Below are 15,556 nucleotides of genomic sequence, written 5' to 3'. Positions count from 1 at the left end.
AGAATATCGGCGATGAACGTAGTGCAGAGAAACGATGCGGCGCGCTCGCCCGCGCAGGCCGATGTGGGACGCGCATCTCATACGCTGACCTTCAGCTGCCGCAACCGTCCCGGGATCGTCGCTGCGATCGCGCAGGCTTTGTTCGAACTGGGTGCGAACATCACGGAAGCGCAGCAATTCGACGACACCGAAAGCGAACGTTTCTTCATGCGCGTCGTCTTCAATCAGGTCTCCGGGAAGGAGCCCGCAGGACTGGATGCGACGCTCGAAGCGCTGGCGGGCAGATTCGGCATGACATGGTCGCTGCGGGATAACCAGCGCAGGACGCGCGTTCTGCTGCTGGTGTCCCGGTTCGATCATTGCCTGGTTGATCTGCTCTATCGCTGGAGAGTCGGCGAACTCGAGATCGATCCCGTCGGCATCGTCTCCAACCATCCCGTTGACGCTCACGCCGGGATCGATTTCGGAGACATCCCCTTTCACTATCTCCCGGTCACAAAAAACGGCAAAGAGGAATCCGAAGCCCGGCTTCTCCGTATCGTCGATGAGACGAAGGCCGATCTTGTTGTTCTGGCCCGCTATATGCAGATTCTCTCGAACGAAACAGCGCTGAAGCTTTCGGGACGCTGCATCAACATACACCACTCTTTTTTACCGGGCTTCAAAGGCGCCCGCCCCTATCATCAGGCGTTCGCAAGAGGCGTAAAACTTATTGGCGCTACAGCGCATTTCGTGACCAGCGACCTCGATGAGGGACCGATTATTGAACAGGATGTCGAGCGCATCAGCCACTCGGACACGCCAGAAGACCTGATCCGCAAGGGGCGCGATATTGAACGACAGGTTCTGGCTCGCGCAGTTCGCTGCTTCGTCGAACAGCGCGTCATTATAAACGAACGGAAAACGGTAGTATTTGTTTCTTAACTGAAGAGCTGCGACGAAGGTGCGACGTGCGCGGCTTCAAGGCGCGTCGAGGCGATCGCCTGTATGCGCCGCAGCAGAAAGCCGATGCAGGAGAAATAGTATATGCGCATATCCAGACATTCGCTCGCCACAGCCGCCGTCGCCTTGTTGTTGACAGCGACTGCGATCCCTGCGCTGGCGCAAACGGTCTCGCCCAATTGCGACAACAGCAGCTTCCTGGCCGATCAGCAGCAATTTGAAAACGGCGGGGACAAGGCGGACCAGCCTGTCCACATCTGCGGGAAGGTAGTCGCCGTCTCACACCGGGCAAAGAAAACCCGTAGCGGCTGGCACGGATATTTCTATATGTCGGTAGGTGGCGGAGTTTCGATCAGGATCGTATCCGATCTGGACCGAATGAACGCACCGCAATGGCCTTGGGTCAACAAGGGCGACAATGTCGAGGTTGTGGGCCGTTATTACTACGATTCTCCGCGCAGTCAGGGCGTGGACTGGACGCATCACGGCACAGGGTCGTCCTGGGGCCTGCCCGGATACGTGATCGTCAACGGCGCAAAATACGAGTAACCAGCGCCACGGACTTCCCTGCTCCCAACACTGCGGCTGGTTGGAGCAGGAACGCGCGGCAAATCAGACTCACGCACCAACACACGCCTTCGACCTGAAAAATTCGCAGCTTCTATAAACATATATCCGAAACAGCTACCGAGGCGAAGGGCGCCCGCATCACGCTCCCTCGCCTCGCAGCAAACAACGGCTTTAAGAAGCCTTACTGCTTGGCCCAGTTCGGATGGTGCGGAACGTTAATGTCGCGCCCGGTCAACAGCATATTCCAATAAACGCGCGGGAAAACCCTGGTCTTCATGAACCAGGCGAAACTGCTTGGCTCCCGCTGATCATAGGGGAAACTCGGTGCGGGTTTACCTCCGTACAGGAACTCGGCCAAAACCACCTTGCCATAGCCGACGGTCAGCGGGCACGCGCCGTATCCGTCATATGTTCCGGTGACCGGACGCCCGTCCAGAGACGCCAGAAGATTGGCGACAACTATCGGCGTCTGCGCCCGCACCGCCGCCGCCGTCTTGGCGTTGCTGGTTCCCGCCACGTCACCCAGACTGAACACCGTGTCATACCGCACATGTCGCAATGTGGCCGGATCGACCTCCACCCAGCCTCCGGGCCCCGCAAGCGGGCTTGCCTTGACGAAATCCGGCGCACTCTGGGGCGGCGTGACATGCAGCATGTCGAACTGACGCGTTACGCGCGAGGTTGCGCCGTCCGGGCCGATCACTTCGAACACTGCTGTCCGTGCAGGGCCATCCACCGCAACCAGATTGTGTTTGAAGCGCAGGTTGATCCCGTAATAATCGACGGCGAACTGCAACGACGGCAAGTAATACCCGACGCCGAACAGGGCATCGCCAGCCAGAAGGAAATCGACGTTTGTCCGGTTCAACGTCCCTTCCTTGCGCCAGAAATCCGATGCCAGATAAGCGATTTTCTGCGGCGCGCCGGCGCATTTGATTGGCATCGGCGGTTGAGTGAACAACGCCGTGCCGCCGTTCAGCGTCTGGATGCACGTCCACGTGTAATCGACGCTGGTGGCGGAGTAATTGCTGCACACGCCATTCTTGCCCAGCGTGTCCGCAAGCCCCTCGATCTTGTTCCAGTCCAGTTGCAGGCCGGGGCAGACCACCAGACGGCGGTAGCCAATCCGACGCCCGTCTTCCAGCGTGACGATATTATTCTCGGGCTGGAAAGACGACGCAGCGGCGCGAAGCCATGTCACGCCAGACGGGATGAGTCCCCCCTCCTGCCGCAGCGTCTGCTTCAACGTCATCGCGCCTGCGCCGACAAGCGTCCAACCCGGCTGATAGGCGTGAGTCGTCGCCGGTTCGATGATTGCGATCGACAATGACGGACGTTCACGGCGGAGCCTGGCCGCCACTCCGATTCCCGCCGCGCCGCCGCCGACGATCAGGACGGTGAATTGTTGATCAGGCTGAGCCACGGTTTCCGAATCTGTCATCTGCGATGCTCCGCTTTCAATGTAGCCGCCGCGTCGAGCAGGCGTTTGAAAGTCTCGGACCGTGCGCCCTTCGTCACCAATTCGCAAGACGCCAGCCACGCACCGCCGGAATAACTCCGATCAGGCCGGGCGACTAAACGTCAGCAAGACGGACAAGGATTACAAGATAACAGAGGCAGATAAAACGAAGCGATCCTACCAAGGCATTGGCGCATGCAGGGTGGGTAACGCGGCTCCTGCCACGGTCGCCAGAGGCATTTTTCCTGCGCCCCGTCGAGAACGCCTAGGCGAGAAGCCCCCGGAATCAAATAAGGCGCCGACCACGAAGATCGACGCCCCTGGCAGTGGGTCAGTCCTTGATCCACGCCTCAACGGGACCGCTCAGCTTCATGGTCATGGGATTGCCACGCCGATCGAGCGTCTTGCCGACCGCGACACGAACCCAGCCTTCGCTGATGCAGTATTCTTCAACGTTGGTCTTCTCAACGCCCTTGAACCGAATGCCGATGCCACGCTCGAGCAATTCCTCGTTGTAGAACGGGCTTGAAGGGTGAACCGAAAGACGATCCGGAACGGTCTGGGAGGGAGTGTCGGTCATGATGGTCCTGTAAGGCTACACGAGCACCGCAGCCACGGCGCGGCGGCCGGGCTTATGGAACCTCGCGTGAACTGCGATCAGCGGCGCGTCAGACTCCGCGCACCAGAATGCTTGCGTTGGTGCCGCCGAAGCCAAAGCTGTTCGACAGCGCGACGTTCACCTTGCGGGCCTGCGACTCATGCGCGACGCGGTCGATGGCGCTCTCGCGCGACGGATTGTCGAGGTTGAGCGTCGGCGGAGCGACCTGATCGCGAATCGCAAGCAGGGAGAACATCGTCTCGACTGCGCCCGCAGCGCCGAGCAGATGCCCGATGGCGGATTTCGTCGAAGACATCGCCACCTTGGACGCGTCGTCAGCGAACAGGCGTTCGACTGCATCAAGCTCCAGATCGTCGGCCATCGTCGACGTGCCGTGAGCGTTGACGTAGCCGATTTCGCCGGGAGTGATGCCTGCGCTCTTCAACGCCGCCTTCATCGCGCGGAACGCACCCTCATGCCCCTCGGCCGGAGCCGTGATGTGGTGGGCGTCTCCGGACATGCCATAGCCGATGATTTCGCCGTAAATCTTCGCGCCACGCGCCTTGGCGTGTTCATATTCCTCAAGCACGACGATGCCCGCGCCTTCGCCCATGACGAAGCCGTCGCGATCCTTGTCCCACGGACGAGATGCGCGCTCAGGCGTTTCGTTGAAGCTGGTGGCCAGTGCTCGCGCGGAGCAGAACCCGGCGATGCCGAGCTTGCACACGGCCGCCTCTGCGCCGCCCGCGATCATGACATCGGCGTCGCCGAGCATAATCAGGCGGGCCGCGTCGCCGATCGCATGAACGCCCGTGGCGCACGCGGTGACGGCTGAATGGTTCGGGCCCTTGAAGCCGTATTTGATCGAGAGATGACCCGACACAAGATTCGTCAGGGCCGACGGGATGAAGAACGGCGAAAGACGCTTCGCCCGCCCCTCATGCACCGTGATCGATGCATCATAAATGGTCTGGAGGCCGCCGATGCCGGAGCCGATCATCACGCCAGTGGCGCAGCGATCTTCCTCCGCCTCCGGCGTCCATCCCGAATCCAGAACGGCTTCAGTCGCCGCCACAAGTCCGAGATGGATGAAGCGGTCCATTTTCCGCTGGTCTTTCGGAGCGATCCACTCGTCGAGCGTCAGCTTGCCTTCGGCCGTCGGTCCTTCGGGGACCTCGCCCGCGACATGCGCGGCGAGTTCGCTCGGATCGAACGATCGGATACGGCCGATTCCGCTCTCGCCAGCGACAAGACGCCCCCAGACGTTCTCGACGCCGACGCCCAGCGGCGTCACCATGCCCATGCCTGTGACGACGACGCGTCTCCGGCCTAAATCAGATCCAGCCGACTGCAACAAGCTAGTCCGCTCCTCATTCCAGCGTGAAAAGGGGGGCTCCGCCTGTAACCGGAACCCGCCGTAAGTTTTGGGGGCCTCAGGCCGCCTTCTGCTTCTCGATGTAGTCGATGGCGTCCTTGACGGTCGCGATCTTCTCGGCCGCATCTTCCGGAATCTCGACGTTGAACGCCTCTTCGAAGGCCATCACCAGTTCAACCGTGTCGAGGCTGTCTGCACCCAGATCGTCGATGAACGACGCTTCCGGCGTGACCTTGCTCTCTTCGACGCCGAGATGCTCGACTACGATCTTCTTAACCTTGTCAGCGATTTCGCTCATGTGTCTCTGCTTCCTGTGTGCCCAAAGGGATGCGGGCGATTGCTAGGCGCTCGTTCTGCCTGACTACCCGCCGGGCCGGGCGGCCGAACGGCTCAACCCATGTCTATACCAACGAGGCAGGGGGGCGATTAGCATGGTTTTCTTACCCTCGCCAAGGCGATTGCAGAGAACCGGCTCGGCAAAGCCCTCGGCGATGCGCCTGACGCGATGCTTGCGCCGCCGACCGAACTGCCGGACGACCTCCCTCCCGACTCCCCTTACGCCTCCAGTTTTCCCCGGAACCCCGGCCGGAGACGCCGTATTTTCATCCACGTAGCGCCCCGATGCATGACGATCATCCACGTAACGTTCAAACCGTCATCGCGTTCAGATCATGGCCATGCCGCCGTTGACGTGCAGCGTGCTTCCCGTCACCCAGCCAGCTTCGTCCGACGCCAGATAAACGACCGCCGCAGCGATGTCGTCAGGCGCGCCCATACGCCCGAGCGGAATCGCGTCCGACAGCTTCTCCTTCTGCGCATCGGGAAGCACGTCAGTCATCGCCGTCGCCACGAAGCCCGGGGCCACGACATTCACCGTGATTCCACGCGAGCCGACTTCCTGCGCCAGAGATTTGGTCATGCCGACCAGACCGGCCTTGGCTGCGGAGTAGTTCGCCTGCCCGCCATTGCCCGTCGCCGCCACAATGGAAGAGATGTTGACGATCCGCCCGGCGCGGCGGCGCAGCATGCCCTTGAGGGCGGCGCGGCACAGGCGGAACGGCGAGGCCAGATCGACGTCGAGAACCTTCGACCAGTCCTCGTCCTTCATGCGGATGGCCAGCATGTCGCGGGTCAGTCCGGCGTTGTTGACGAGGATATCGAGCGGCGCGCCCGCAGCCGCCTCGGCCCGCGCCACGAGTTGATCGGCGGCGGCCGGATCGGACAGGTCTGCGGCCACAACATGCGCGCGCTCGCCCAGTTCCGTCGCCAGTTCGCTCAAGGCCGATTCGCGCGTGCCCGAGAGGACCACCGTCGCCCCCTGCTCATGCAGGCGTCGGGCGATCGCGGCGCCGATGCCGCCGGAAGCGCCCGTCACGAGCGCGATTTTATTGGTGAGATCGAACATTTCGTTTTCCGTATCTGTCGCGCGCCCGAATGTATTTGAGGCGAACCGCCCCTTCCAACGTTCACGCTGAAACCAATGCAGTCGAAGCCGGCCGCACCTCCCCGCAGAAGAAATTCCTCAGGGCTTGGGGGGCGACCCGCCTCTTTGTCCCTGCCCCTATAGGACAGCCTGCCGTCGACGGCGACAGCGCCCGTGACGAATCTACGGACAAGGCGGGGCCTGAATCCGGTAGATGCCCCCCGTTGCGCCGCCACAAACGCAATAAAGAAACGCTCCCGCCCGCATCAAACGGATGTTGTGACGTCGAAACCTCTGGAGCAGGCCCTGTTCAGCTGGAATCAGTTATCCAGGACCAAATGCTCGTTGAAGCAAACGGCGATAGTATTTCCACTGAACCAGAATTCAGCGGCAATACTCTATTCAGGCGCCTTTCAGAAACGCCTCGACATCCGCGACGCTTCCCACCGACTGCGCAGCCGCATCAGGGGCGATGCGGCGGATAAGACCCGAAAGAACCTTGCCCGCGCCAATCTCCACGAACGTGTCGACGCCCATGCCGGCCATCGCATCGACGCTTTCGCGCCAGCGCACCGTTCCGGTCACCTGATGCACCAGAAGATCGCAGATCGCATCGGGGGCAGTGACCTTCGCGGCCGTCACATTGGCGACCAGTGGCACCACGGGCGCCGCAATCGTCTCGCGCTCCAGCGCCTCTCCCATGGCGTCGGCCGCAGGACGCATGAGCGAAGAGTGGAACGGAGCCGACACGGGAAGCTTCACCGCCCGTTTGGCGCCCTTTTCCTTGGCGATGACCAGTGAGCGTTCGATCGCCCCGATCTGCCCGGAAATGACGATCTGACCGCCGCCGTTATCGTTGGCCAGTTCGATCGTCTCCAGACGATCCGGCTTGCCTTCCTCGGAAACAACCGCAGCGGCTTCACAGATCGCGCGGGCCTGTTCAGCGTCAACGCCGATCAACGCCGCCATGCCGCCCTCTCCGGCCGGAACCGCGCGCTGCATCGCCTCGCCACGCAGGCGCAACAGGCGTGCAGCCTGCGCCACACCGAACGCCCCGGCGGCGGCGAGCGCCGCATATTCACCGAGCGAGTGGCCCGCGACCAGCGTCGCCTTCTGCCCCAGAGTGAAGCCGCCTTCTTTTTCAAGAACCCGCAGCACCGCCATAGACACGGCCATCAACGCTGGCTGTGTGTTTTCCGTGCTGGTCAGCGCCTCTGCCGGTCCTTCGAAAATGATCTTCGACAGATGCTGGTTCAGGGCGTCGTCGACTTCCTGAAACACCTCGCGGGCGACCGGGAAAGCCTCGGCAAGATCGGCTCCCATACCGGGAAACTGGCTACCCTGGCCGGGGAATACGAAAGCAAAAACGGGCATGAACCACTCCAGAGCGACGCTACAAGGCGCCCGCTGAGCCCTCGAGACGTCCTGTCAGATGATGAATTGGCCGCAAGCCCGTTACGTCGGGCGCGACGACGGAGGCTGCTGGCGTTTCATCCGATTTCACGACACGCCGCAGAACGATGCGGTTATCGAAAAAGACGTCCAACCTGCCTCAGCAACGCCGCCATTACAGCGTCGCGCGTCCTGATGAAGAAAATCCGCGCCCCGTGTCAACCGGGCCGACCGCCCCACGCATGGCTCAGGGCGTCTTCATCACCCCCGCGCGCCACAGGACGACGAGCGCCACATCCCATGCCGTCGCCGGGAACTCCCGCGCCCAGACCCACATCCGCCACGCGCGACCGCGCGGGTGGAGCGCGGTGGCGGGAACCCGCGTGATTCTCCATCCGGCGAACAGCGCCATCGCCGCGCAACGCATCATATGAAAATCGCTGGTCACGATGGACACCGGCCCACGATGCCCCAGTTCGCGCAGCATATCCGAACAGATCAGAACCGAATCGCAGGTGTCGCCCGCGCGATCTTCCGGAAGAATCGCGTCCCGCGCGATTCCGGCGTCGAGCAACAGCGCGGTCATGACCTGCGCCTCGGTGACGCCCGACTGCGGAACGCCGCCAGTCGGCACATAGAGCGCGTCGCCGATCCGCCAGCCATGAGCCACAGCGGCGGCGATCCTGCGGCGCAACGTCTCCGTCGCGCTTCCATCCGGGCGCAAGGCTGCGCCGAAAATGATGATGGGCGTCACGACGCCTGCGTGACGTCGCCGGACGCTGCGCTGGGCCGGAACCCCAGAGCCCCGAGAGCTTGCAGCGTCGCCGCCATCTGGCCCCACACCGCATCGAATTGCGCCTGATCGACGCCACGCGTGGCGAGCATGCGCGCCAGATCCGCGACTCCGCGTCGCCCGTCGATAAGCGGAGCAACCCCACGCGCCTGCGGCGGCAACGGCAGCATAGCCGAAACGGCGCCGATCTGGACTGGCAGGAAATGATCGTCCGTCATTGACATCGAGAGAGCGATGCCCGTGCAACCAAGCAGCACGGGAATCGCCGAAGCTTCATACGATCGCGCCGGAGCGGCTGCAGGGCGAAGTGAGACGACATGCAGCAGGGTTTCGCCGGGCGGAACCTCGGGGACGCATAATGCGAACGCCGCCGCCCGACGCTCCGAAGCGGACAGGTTGGCCGCACAATCCCACAGACGCGGCTGACTTTCCAGTAGAAGCGCGATGTCGTAGCAGGCGCGCGGATATGGATCGTCGATTGTGAGCCCTGCGGCTTCGACCAGAGTCGAAAGCTCCGAAATCGTGTAACGGGGACCACCGTCGTCAGGCATGACGGGCGGCGTCGCGATGATCGCCGCAGCACGCGAAGGGGGCTCTCGAAGTCGCGCAAAACACGTGGCGGCATCTTCCTTCGGCGCAGCGGACATCTTTTCGAAAAGACGGCGCATCACGGCGTCGCCGTTCACCAGCTCGCCAACACGTGCGGCAGCCAGAATTACGCCGTTGACGCTCAGCAGTCCGGACAGCCGCTCAAGCAGCCGCTGCGCCCCGTTCGGCGCGTCGAGCGGGGCCGCGCATAGAATCAGATCGAAACCGGCGTCGTCATCGATCGGGAGAGTATCGAGGCATGTCCCCGCATCGCTACGCGACGCCTCTTCCCAGACGTTTATCACGTCGTCACGCCAGAGAGTGACCGCATCGGCGACCCAGGACGGGGGCGCGGCCGCAGCGCCAACTATCAGTGTCCGCAGCCTCGCCACATCAACGACCATCGGCGCCTCCAGTATCCGCGTGAAGACGCGTCATGCGTCAGCGTGGCAGCAGGCGTCCCCGTTGCCACGCTTCGGCTGCGTCATCGGCTGTCATGCCGCCATGACGCACGGCGTCGTCCAGCGCGCTGACGACGCGATTGCCCAGCGTGAGTTCGTCGAGTTCGTCCAGCAGATCGGAGTCCAGCCTCTCCGCCCGGCTACGGTTGATCAGAAGCTGCGCCGTCTGTTCCCCGCCCAGCGCGCCGCGCGGGTCGTTCAGCGTCCGAAGCGCGTAACGATGCAACAGGAAGTTCGGCGCAAACAACGCCGCCACGACCGGCTCTCCTGCGGCGAAAGCGGCGGCCAGAGCCTCAAACGCCTCCTCATCCGGCTGAGCCTCGATGGTGAACCCTGCTTCCGTCAGCCCGTAACTTCCCACCATCTGCCGCACACGCGGCAGGACGGAAGCAGGCACAAGCAGATTTCGCGAAGCGGACGATGCGGCAAGATCCGACAGAGACGCGACGCCCGCCAGTTCCGGTGTGTCGGCGACGCAACAGCAGAACGTGGGACGGTAAAGATCGCCCCGCGCCTCCACCGTCTCCGAAACCCAGGCGGCGTCCACGCTCGGCAACCACGCGGTTGCGAACACGTCGAGCTCACCACTTTCAAGCATCTCGGTCAGCGCCTGATCGGGGCCGGTGACGTATTCCGGCTCCATGTCATGCGCTTCAAGCACACGCGCCACGGCGGCTGCGACAGCGGCGTGCTCGGGAGCGTTGCGATAACCGAGGGTCAATGTCGTCATAAAACCATCCTCCACGACCGCGCCAGCGGAGGCCGGAGGTCGGGTTCATCGTCCCGCCAGAACAGGACCGGTGTCAGCTTCCCGCCCACCCCGCGCAAATGGCGACGGGCGGGACTGCGCGACCGTCTACCAGATTTTAACGCGGGCGTCCGGCGCCAGATACAGCTTCTCTCCCGGCTGCACATTCCACGCATCATACCAGGCGTCGACATTGTGCATCGGCAGGTTCACGCGCGCAGCAGGGGCCGAATGCGGGTCCACGACCGCAAGCTGGCGCGCGCGATCGTCGCGCACCTTCTGCCGCCAGACCTGCGCCCAGCCGAGGAACACCCGCTGATCGCCTGTCAGGCCCGCGACGACCGGCGCCGCCTTGCCGCCCAGAGACGCACGGTAGGCGTCGACCGCCAGAGTGATTCCACCAAGATCGGCGATGTTCTCGCCCATCGTCAGCTTGCCGTTCAGATGCACGCCGGGCAGCACCTCGAACGCGTCGTATTGCGCGCCATACTTCGCGCCGAGCGCGTCGAACCGCGCAGCGTCCTCCTTGGTCCACCAATCCTTCAGGCGGCCATGCTCGTCGAATTTCCGGCCTTCATCGTCGAAGCCGTGCGTCATTTCGTGACCGATCACGCCGCCGATGGCGCCGTAGTTGATCGCGGGATCGGCCTTCGGATCGAAGAACGGCGCCTGCAGAATGGATGCGGGGAAGACTACTTCGTTGAACACGGGGTTGTTGTAGGCGTTGACCGTCTGCGGGGTCATATCCCACTCGTCACGATCGACCGGCTTGCCCAGATGCCCCAGCCAGTAGTTCCATTCGAAGCCGATGGCTCGAGCGGCGTTGCCGTAAGCGTCTCCAGGACGCACGGTAAGAGACGCGTAATCACGCCATTTTTTCGGGTAGCCGATCTGGATTTCGAAGTTGTCGAGTTTCCGGATCGCAGCTTCACGCGTCTGCGCCGACATCCACGCATTATGCTCGAGGCGCACGCGGAACGCGGCTTTGAGTTTTTGCGTCAGCGCCTGCATCTTCGCCCGACTCTCGGGCGGGAAATAACGATCGACATAGATCTTCCCGAGCGCCCAGCCCATGGCGTGATCGGTCGCGTCGGTGACACGCTTCCAGCGCTCCGCTAGTTGCGGCTGCCCGGCCAGCGTCTTGTTGTTGAATTCGTAAGACGCCTGCACAAAAGCATCCGACAGGTCCGACGCCGCGTTGTCCGCCAGATGAAACGCAAGCCAGGCCTGCAAGGTCGGCAGCGGCGTCTGCCCGAGGATCTTCGCTTCGCCCGTAATTGCGGACGGTTCTTCGACAATCAGCTTCGCCGCATCCGCCTGCGCAGTCGTAATGCCAGCCCCGGCGAGCCACGCATCCCAGTCGAAGCCGGGGGCCTGGGCTTTCAGTTCCGCCACCGAGCGAGGGTTATAGGTCTTGTCCGGGTCGCGCATGTCGGCGCGCGCCCACTGGACCTGCGCGATCGAGGTCTCGAAGGCGACGATATCGGCAGCACGAGCCTTCGCATCGGGCCACCCGACCAGACCCAGCATCTTCTCGATATAGGCCTGATACGCCTGCTTCTTCGCGGCGAATTCCGGCTTCAGGTAATAATCCCGATCCGGCAGGCCCGTGCCGCCCTGATCGACATAGATGGCGAAGCGCGTCGGATCCTTGGCGTCCGGCTGGATCCCCATCGCGAAGGCGGAATACTGGAACGAACTCTGGCCAGCGCCTGTGAGGTGAGCGAAAGCCGCAGGCGTCGCCACGGCGCGGATGGCCGCCAGATCTTCCGCAAGAGGGGCAGCGCCGAGTTTCTCGATGGCCGCCGCGTCCATCAGCGTCGTGTAATACGTCGCCAGCTTCTCGTCGCTGGTTTTCGGATCGGCGCTCGGCTTCTTCGCCAGATCGGTCAGAATCGCCCGCACCCGCTCACGCGACAGCTCGCGCAGCCGGTCGAACGGACCGAAAGAGGTGCGATCGGGTGGGATCACGATGGCGCGCACTTCCGTCCCGTTGGCGTATTCGAAGAAGTTGTCGCCCGGTTTGACTGCCGTGTCGCGTCCCGCGAGATCGAACCCCCAGGTTCCGAAGGCTGTCTGCTGCTTCGTCTGGGTCGCGGCGCCTGCCTGCCCGGCGGCCAGAAGCGATCCGAAAGCGCATGTCGCGAGCAGCGTGGCGAAGACGCGCCGACGCGGGACACCCGCTAACGTCGCGCAGGACGAAGCATCGCGCGAGGCAGGGCGCGGGCTCGCGGCCCCAAACGCCGCAATCGAACGTACCATTCGGGATTTCCTCTTTTTGTTGGAACGACGTCTGTTTCGATAGAGGGTCGGCCCCTCCCGTTGGAAATGCTCGCCTCAGGCTGAGGCGGTGGCCGACGCCGCGCGGGCGAAGCTCTTCTGACGCATCCGCACAAGTGCATAGGTCAATGAGCAGGCCAGCGAATGTAACCGGCCATGGGGACGAAAACCAATTGTCTTGAAGATCATGCCCGTGACCCGGTCCAGATGCTTGCGGCGATAAACGCCCATCGCTCGGGACATATACGCCGCGATGCAGCGCTTCCGGTCATAGGACATCGATTCGGGCTCGTTCGTGGTGTGGTAGGCGGACGCGAGTTCGTCGTCCTCGCTTTCCGTCACACGGCCAAGCGCGATGCGCGCGCGCGTCCACGCGCCCAGACGCTCGCGCTTCAGGTAGCGCTGCATATGGTCGTAGAACAGCTTGAAATGACGGTACTCGTCAGCCGCGATCTGCTTGCAGATCGCCTTGAGCAGCGGTTCGTCGGTCGCGTCGGCCAACGCCGAGTAGAAGGACGACGTGCCGGTCTCCACCATGCACCGGGCGATCAGTTCCCCAGTTCGGGACCCCCGAACGGAGGAAGTTGCGTTCAGGTCGATAGAAAACTTCGACCGGTAACGCTCGAACGCCTCCGGATAATTCCAGGTCGGGTCGGCGAGCATGGCCCAGCGGCCAAGCGCGTCGCCATGCTGCACTTCCTCAACCGCCCAGTTGTCGGCGGCCTTCTGGAAATCCGCATCGTCCGAAAAAACGCCGTTAAGATAGACCGCGTAGTCCACGCCGTTCCGTTCGACGACGGAAGCGGCCTTCACGACGGCGATAATGTCAGGGTCCACACGGGATGGCTGGAAGCTGTCCCAGTCCATTTGATCAATGCGCCAGTGCTTCATTCCAACCCCGTGTCGGCTCCTCTTCAGTCACGGCCGCCACCGTTGTCCGACCTCCGCGTATTTCCGGGCAGGCCGGGCCAGGCCATCGCCTGACGCGGATACAGGCTACCGGCGGCGCGACCGTCACAGGAGGCGCCAGCCAGCGGCTTGACCCCCTCGCCTGCGCCCAAAAATTCGATGCGTCAAGAAACCTTGCGCAACCCGTGCGACGCGTTCGTGCGTCCTGGCGACGAAGTTACGAAGACGAAAGCGAGTCAGGAATCAGCCGTCGTAGCGGGACGGCGTTGACGCTGAATGTTTGTGACAGGCGTCGCAGCCTGTTGCAGCGGCGTGGCAGGCGTCCCGATATCAGGCATCTTTGTGGAGGCGGCCAGCAGGGCGTCTGCTGTGACAGGCCGCCCGAACAGCCAGCCCTGGCCGCATTCAATACCCAGTTCGCGCGCCAGAGCGGCCTCCATCTCCGTTTCGATCATTTCCGCAACGGTGCGACAACCGACGTCGAAACTGCAACGCGCGATGGCCCGGACAAGGATACGGTCGCGGGAATTGCTCATCGCGCTCCGGAAGAACTGCCCGTCGATTTTGATATAGCTGACAGGGAATCGTCTCAAATACTCGAAGCTCATGGCGCCGGCGCCGAAATCGTCGAGGCATATGTGGTGGCCGCGTGCGTGCAGCTTCCGCACAAGCTCTGTCGGCGCATCAAAATCCACGATCCCGCTCGTTTCGGTGATTTCGATCAGCAAGCGGGAGGCGGCGACGTTCCTGCTCTCGCTGTCCAGCACGTTCAGGAGACGCTCCCCGAATTCCGGAGACTGCATGGAGCGGCCGGAGAGATTCAGCGCGAGTTTGACGCCTGCAGGAAGCTTTTCAAGCAACTTCAATGTTTTGACGCAGTTCAGCAGATCGAACGTGTTGATCATGCCGATCCGCTCCGCGACCTTCACGAACTCACTCGTATTGGCGAGCCCCCGTGCGACGCCTTCGGCAAAACGGGTGAGCACCTCGTAATGCTGCACATGACCAGTCTTGAAAGCGATGACCGGCTGCAGAACTTGAAAAAACGTCTCGTCCTCAATGATGTTACGGCAGGAACTCGCTAGTCCCCGATCGTTGCGAGACGCTGCGGCGAGACATTCCGGCAAGCTCTTGAATGAGAAGGCGTCGGCGATGTCCTCGTTAAAGGCGGAGAGCGCAAAATCCATCGCGGTTTCGACTTCCTTCTGCTCCATCAGGCTTGAATCGAGCGGCAGATCCCTGATGCGAACAGAAGCGAGAAGAGACTCCGTCACCTCCTGTATCTTGCGTTCGACGATGCGTTCGCTGTCCTCGCTCGTCGCCACATAGGCGAATGAACCATCGGAAAGCCGGGTGACGCCGCCGCCTTCGGCATGCATCCGGAGAATCGCCTCCACCTCTCCCTGGAACGCTTTGCCTATGCCCGTCTGCCTGAGGGTCGCGCTGCGCACGAGGTCCGGCAGGGCGAGCATGACGACGCGATAGCGCGTAGCCTCCCCCGGCTGGGAGACGAGCCGCTTGGCGAAGTCCAGGAAGCTGCTCCGGCTCATCAGGCCGTCCTGATCCGCGCAGGCGACGAAGGAACGATCGACGATAGTGGCCGTGACCAGACGCTCGCCCGGAGCCCCCGGGAGCGCGGCGAGTCCCAAAATCGCTGTAACGGAAGCGTCGTTCGGCCGCAGAAAACGGAGAGTCAGGCGGGCGATCGCCCCTTTCTCCTCAAATTCCTCGATCGCGCGACGCAGCAGCAGCCTGTCGCTGGGCGACACAAGATCAAACAGAGACAGGTTTTTGAGCGACTTCGGCTTATGGCCGGTGAGCCTGACCGCCGCGCCGCCCACATGGCGGATCCGCAACGCCCGATCGACCTCGAACAGCACGTCGGCCGCAGCGAAGGCGAGCGCGGCAAGGCGCTCCAGGCGGCGGTCAGGCTCTCCCGCCGCATCGTTCTTCCTGTCGGTCTCCATACCCCCCGCGCGAACAGTGTTTGCACGGACCTTGCCTCACAGAGGATAACG

14 protein-coding genes are annotated in these 15,556 nt (G+C 62.8%); 2 read left to right on the top strand and 12 right to left on the bottom strand.

What is annotated here, in order from left to right:
* Window positions 1–12 precede the first annotated feature (12 nt).
* Entirely contained in the window at window positions 13–924 is a 912-nt protein-coding gene (purU, locus tag G442_RS0119545; RefSeq protein ID WP_084440746.1) for a formyltetrahydrofolate deformylase, read from the top strand.
* A gap of 102 nt (window positions 925–1,026) precedes the next feature.
* Entirely contained in the window at window positions 1,027–1,491 is a 465-nt protein-coding gene (locus G442_RS0119535; RefSeq protein ID WP_026399286.1) for a DUF3465 domain-containing protein, read from the top strand.
* A gap of 202 nt (window positions 1,492–1,693) precedes the next feature.
* Here the strand turns inward: G442_RS0119535 and G442_RS0119530 are convergent, their stop codons facing one another.
* The 12 genes from G442_RS0119530 to G442_RS23620 form a co-directional block, all read right to left on the bottom strand.
* Complete coding sequence (locus G442_RS0119530; RefSeq protein WP_026399285.1) at window positions 1,694–2,953, bottom strand: NAD(P)/FAD-dependent oxidoreductase; 1,260 nt, start codon at window positions 2,951–2,953, stop codon at window positions 1,694–1,696.
* 349 nt (window positions 2,954–3,302) lie between these two features.
* Complete coding sequence (locus G442_RS0119525; protein WP_026399284.1) at window positions 3,303–3,551, bottom strand: DUF3297 family protein; 249 nt, start codon at window positions 3,549–3,551, stop codon at window positions 3,303–3,305.
* A gap of 88 nt (window positions 3,552–3,639) precedes the next feature.
* Window positions 3,640–4,926 (bottom strand): beta-ketoacyl-ACP synthase II, encoded by a 1,287-nt coding sequence (gene fabF / locus G442_RS0119520; RefSeq protein WP_035376959.1) that lies wholly within the window; start codon window positions 4,924–4,926, stop codon window positions 3,640–3,642.
* A 76-nt stretch (window positions 4,927–5,002) separates the two neighbouring features.
* Window positions 5,003–5,242, bottom strand: a complete 240-nt coding sequence (locus G442_RS0119515) for an acyl carrier protein (protein WP_006557907.1) — start codon at window positions 5,240–5,242, stop codon at window positions 5,003–5,005.
* 366 nt (window positions 5,243–5,608) lie between these two features.
* Window positions 5,609–6,349, bottom strand: a complete 741-nt coding sequence (gene fabG / locus G442_RS0119510; protein WP_026399282.1) for a 3-oxoacyl-[acyl-carrier-protein] reductase — start codon at window positions 6,347–6,349, stop codon at window positions 5,609–5,611.
* A 420-nt stretch (window positions 6,350–6,769) separates the two neighbouring features.
* Complete coding sequence (gene fabD, locus G442_RS0119505) at window positions 6,770–7,741, bottom strand: ACP S-malonyltransferase (RefSeq protein ID WP_026399281.1); 972 nt, start codon at window positions 7,739–7,741, stop codon at window positions 6,770–6,772.
* A gap of 265 nt (window positions 7,742–8,006) precedes the next feature.
* Complete coding sequence (locus G442_RS0119495; RefSeq protein ID WP_026399280.1) at window positions 8,007–8,513, bottom strand: YdcF family protein; 507 nt, start codon at window positions 8,511–8,513, stop codon at window positions 8,007–8,009.
* Complete coding sequence (locus tag G442_RS24170) at window positions 8,510–9,544, bottom strand: hypothetical protein (RefSeq protein ID WP_051292573.1); 1,035 nt, start codon at window positions 9,542–9,544, stop codon at window positions 8,510–8,512. Before G442_RS24170 ends, G442_RS0119495 begins: the two co-directional genes overlap by 4 nt.
* Before the next feature lie 37 nt (window positions 9,545–9,581).
* Complete coding sequence (locus G442_RS0119485; RefSeq protein WP_026399279.1) at window positions 9,582–10,331, bottom strand: glycine betaine ABC transporter substrate-binding protein; 750 nt, start codon at window positions 10,329–10,331, stop codon at window positions 9,582–9,584.
* A gap of 126 nt (window positions 10,332–10,457) precedes the next feature.
* The gene (locus G442_RS0119480; RefSeq protein WP_084440745.1) at window positions 10,458–12,611 is read right to left on the bottom strand and encodes a M13 family metallopeptidase; all 2,154 of its coding nucleotides are present in this window, start codon (window positions 12,609–12,611) and stop codon (window positions 10,458–10,460) included.
* A gap of 75 nt (window positions 12,612–12,686) precedes the next feature.
* On the bottom strand, window positions 12,687–13,520 hold the full coding sequence (locus G442_RS0119475; protein ID WP_026399277.1) for an acyl-ACP desaturase: 834 nt from the start codon (window positions 13,518–13,520) through the stop codon (window positions 12,687–12,689).
* 254 nt (window positions 13,521–13,774) lie between these two features.
* On the bottom strand, window positions 13,775–15,505 hold the full coding sequence (locus tag G442_RS23620; RefSeq protein WP_051292572.1) for a sensor domain-containing phosphodiesterase: 1,731 nt from the start codon (window positions 15,503–15,505) through the stop codon (window positions 13,775–13,777).
* Window positions 15,506–15,556 lie beyond the last annotated feature (51 nt).

Origin of the sequence: Acetobacter nitrogenifigens DSM 23921 = NBRC 105050 (assembly GCF_000429165.1) — a bacterium.
Lineage (GTDB): Bacteria > Pseudomonadota > Alphaproteobacteria > Acetobacterales > Acetobacteraceae > Acetobacter > Acetobacter nitrogenifigens.
The sequence above is the reverse complement of the archived record's forward strand: the minus strand, read 5'-3'. Positions and strand labels throughout refer to the sequence as shown.

Coding starts and splice junctions, on each gene's coding strand:
- purU (WP_084440746.1), top strand. CDS start 13: ATGAACGTAGTGCAGAGAAACGATGCGGCGCGCTCGCCCGCGCAGGCC.
- G442_RS0119535 (WP_026399286.1), top strand. CDS start 1,027: ATGCGCATATCCAGACATTCGCTCGCCACAGCCGCCGTCGCCTTGTTG.
- G442_RS0119530 (WP_026399285.1), bottom strand. CDS start 2,953: ATGACAGATTCGGAAACCGTGGCTCAGCCTGATCAACAATTCACCGTC.
- G442_RS0119525 (WP_026399284.1), bottom strand. CDS start 3,551: ATGACCGACACTCCCTCCCAGACCGTTCCGGATCGTCTTTCGGTTCAC.
- G442_RS0119515 (WP_006557907.1), bottom strand. CDS start 5,242: ATGAGCGAAATCGCTGACAAGGTTAAGAAGATCGTAGTCGAGCATCTC.
- fabG (WP_026399282.1), bottom strand. CDS start 6,349: ATGTTCGATCTCACCAATAAAATCGCGCTCGTGACGGGCGCTTCCGGC.
- fabD (WP_026399281.1), bottom strand. CDS start 7,741: ATGCCCGTTTTTGCTTTCGTATTCCCCGGCCAGGGTAGCCAGTTTCCC.
- G442_RS24170 (WP_051292573.1), bottom strand. CDS start 9,544: ATGGTCGTTGATGTGGCGAGGCTGCGGACACTGATAGTTGGCGCTGCG.
- G442_RS0119485 (WP_026399279.1), bottom strand. CDS start 10,331: ATGACGACATTGACCCTCGGTTATCGCAACGCTCCCGAGCACGCCGCT.
- G442_RS0119480 (WP_084440745.1), bottom strand. CDS start 12,611: ATGGTACGTTCGATTGCGGCGTTTGGGGCCGCGAGCCCGCGCCCTGCC.
- G442_RS0119475 (WP_026399277.1), bottom strand. CDS start 13,520: ATGAAGCACTGGCGCATTGATCAAATGGACTGGGACAGCTTCCAGCCA.
- G442_RS23620 (WP_051292572.1), bottom strand. CDS start 15,505: ATGGAGACCGACAGGAAGAACGATGCGGCGGGAGAGCCTGACCGCCGC.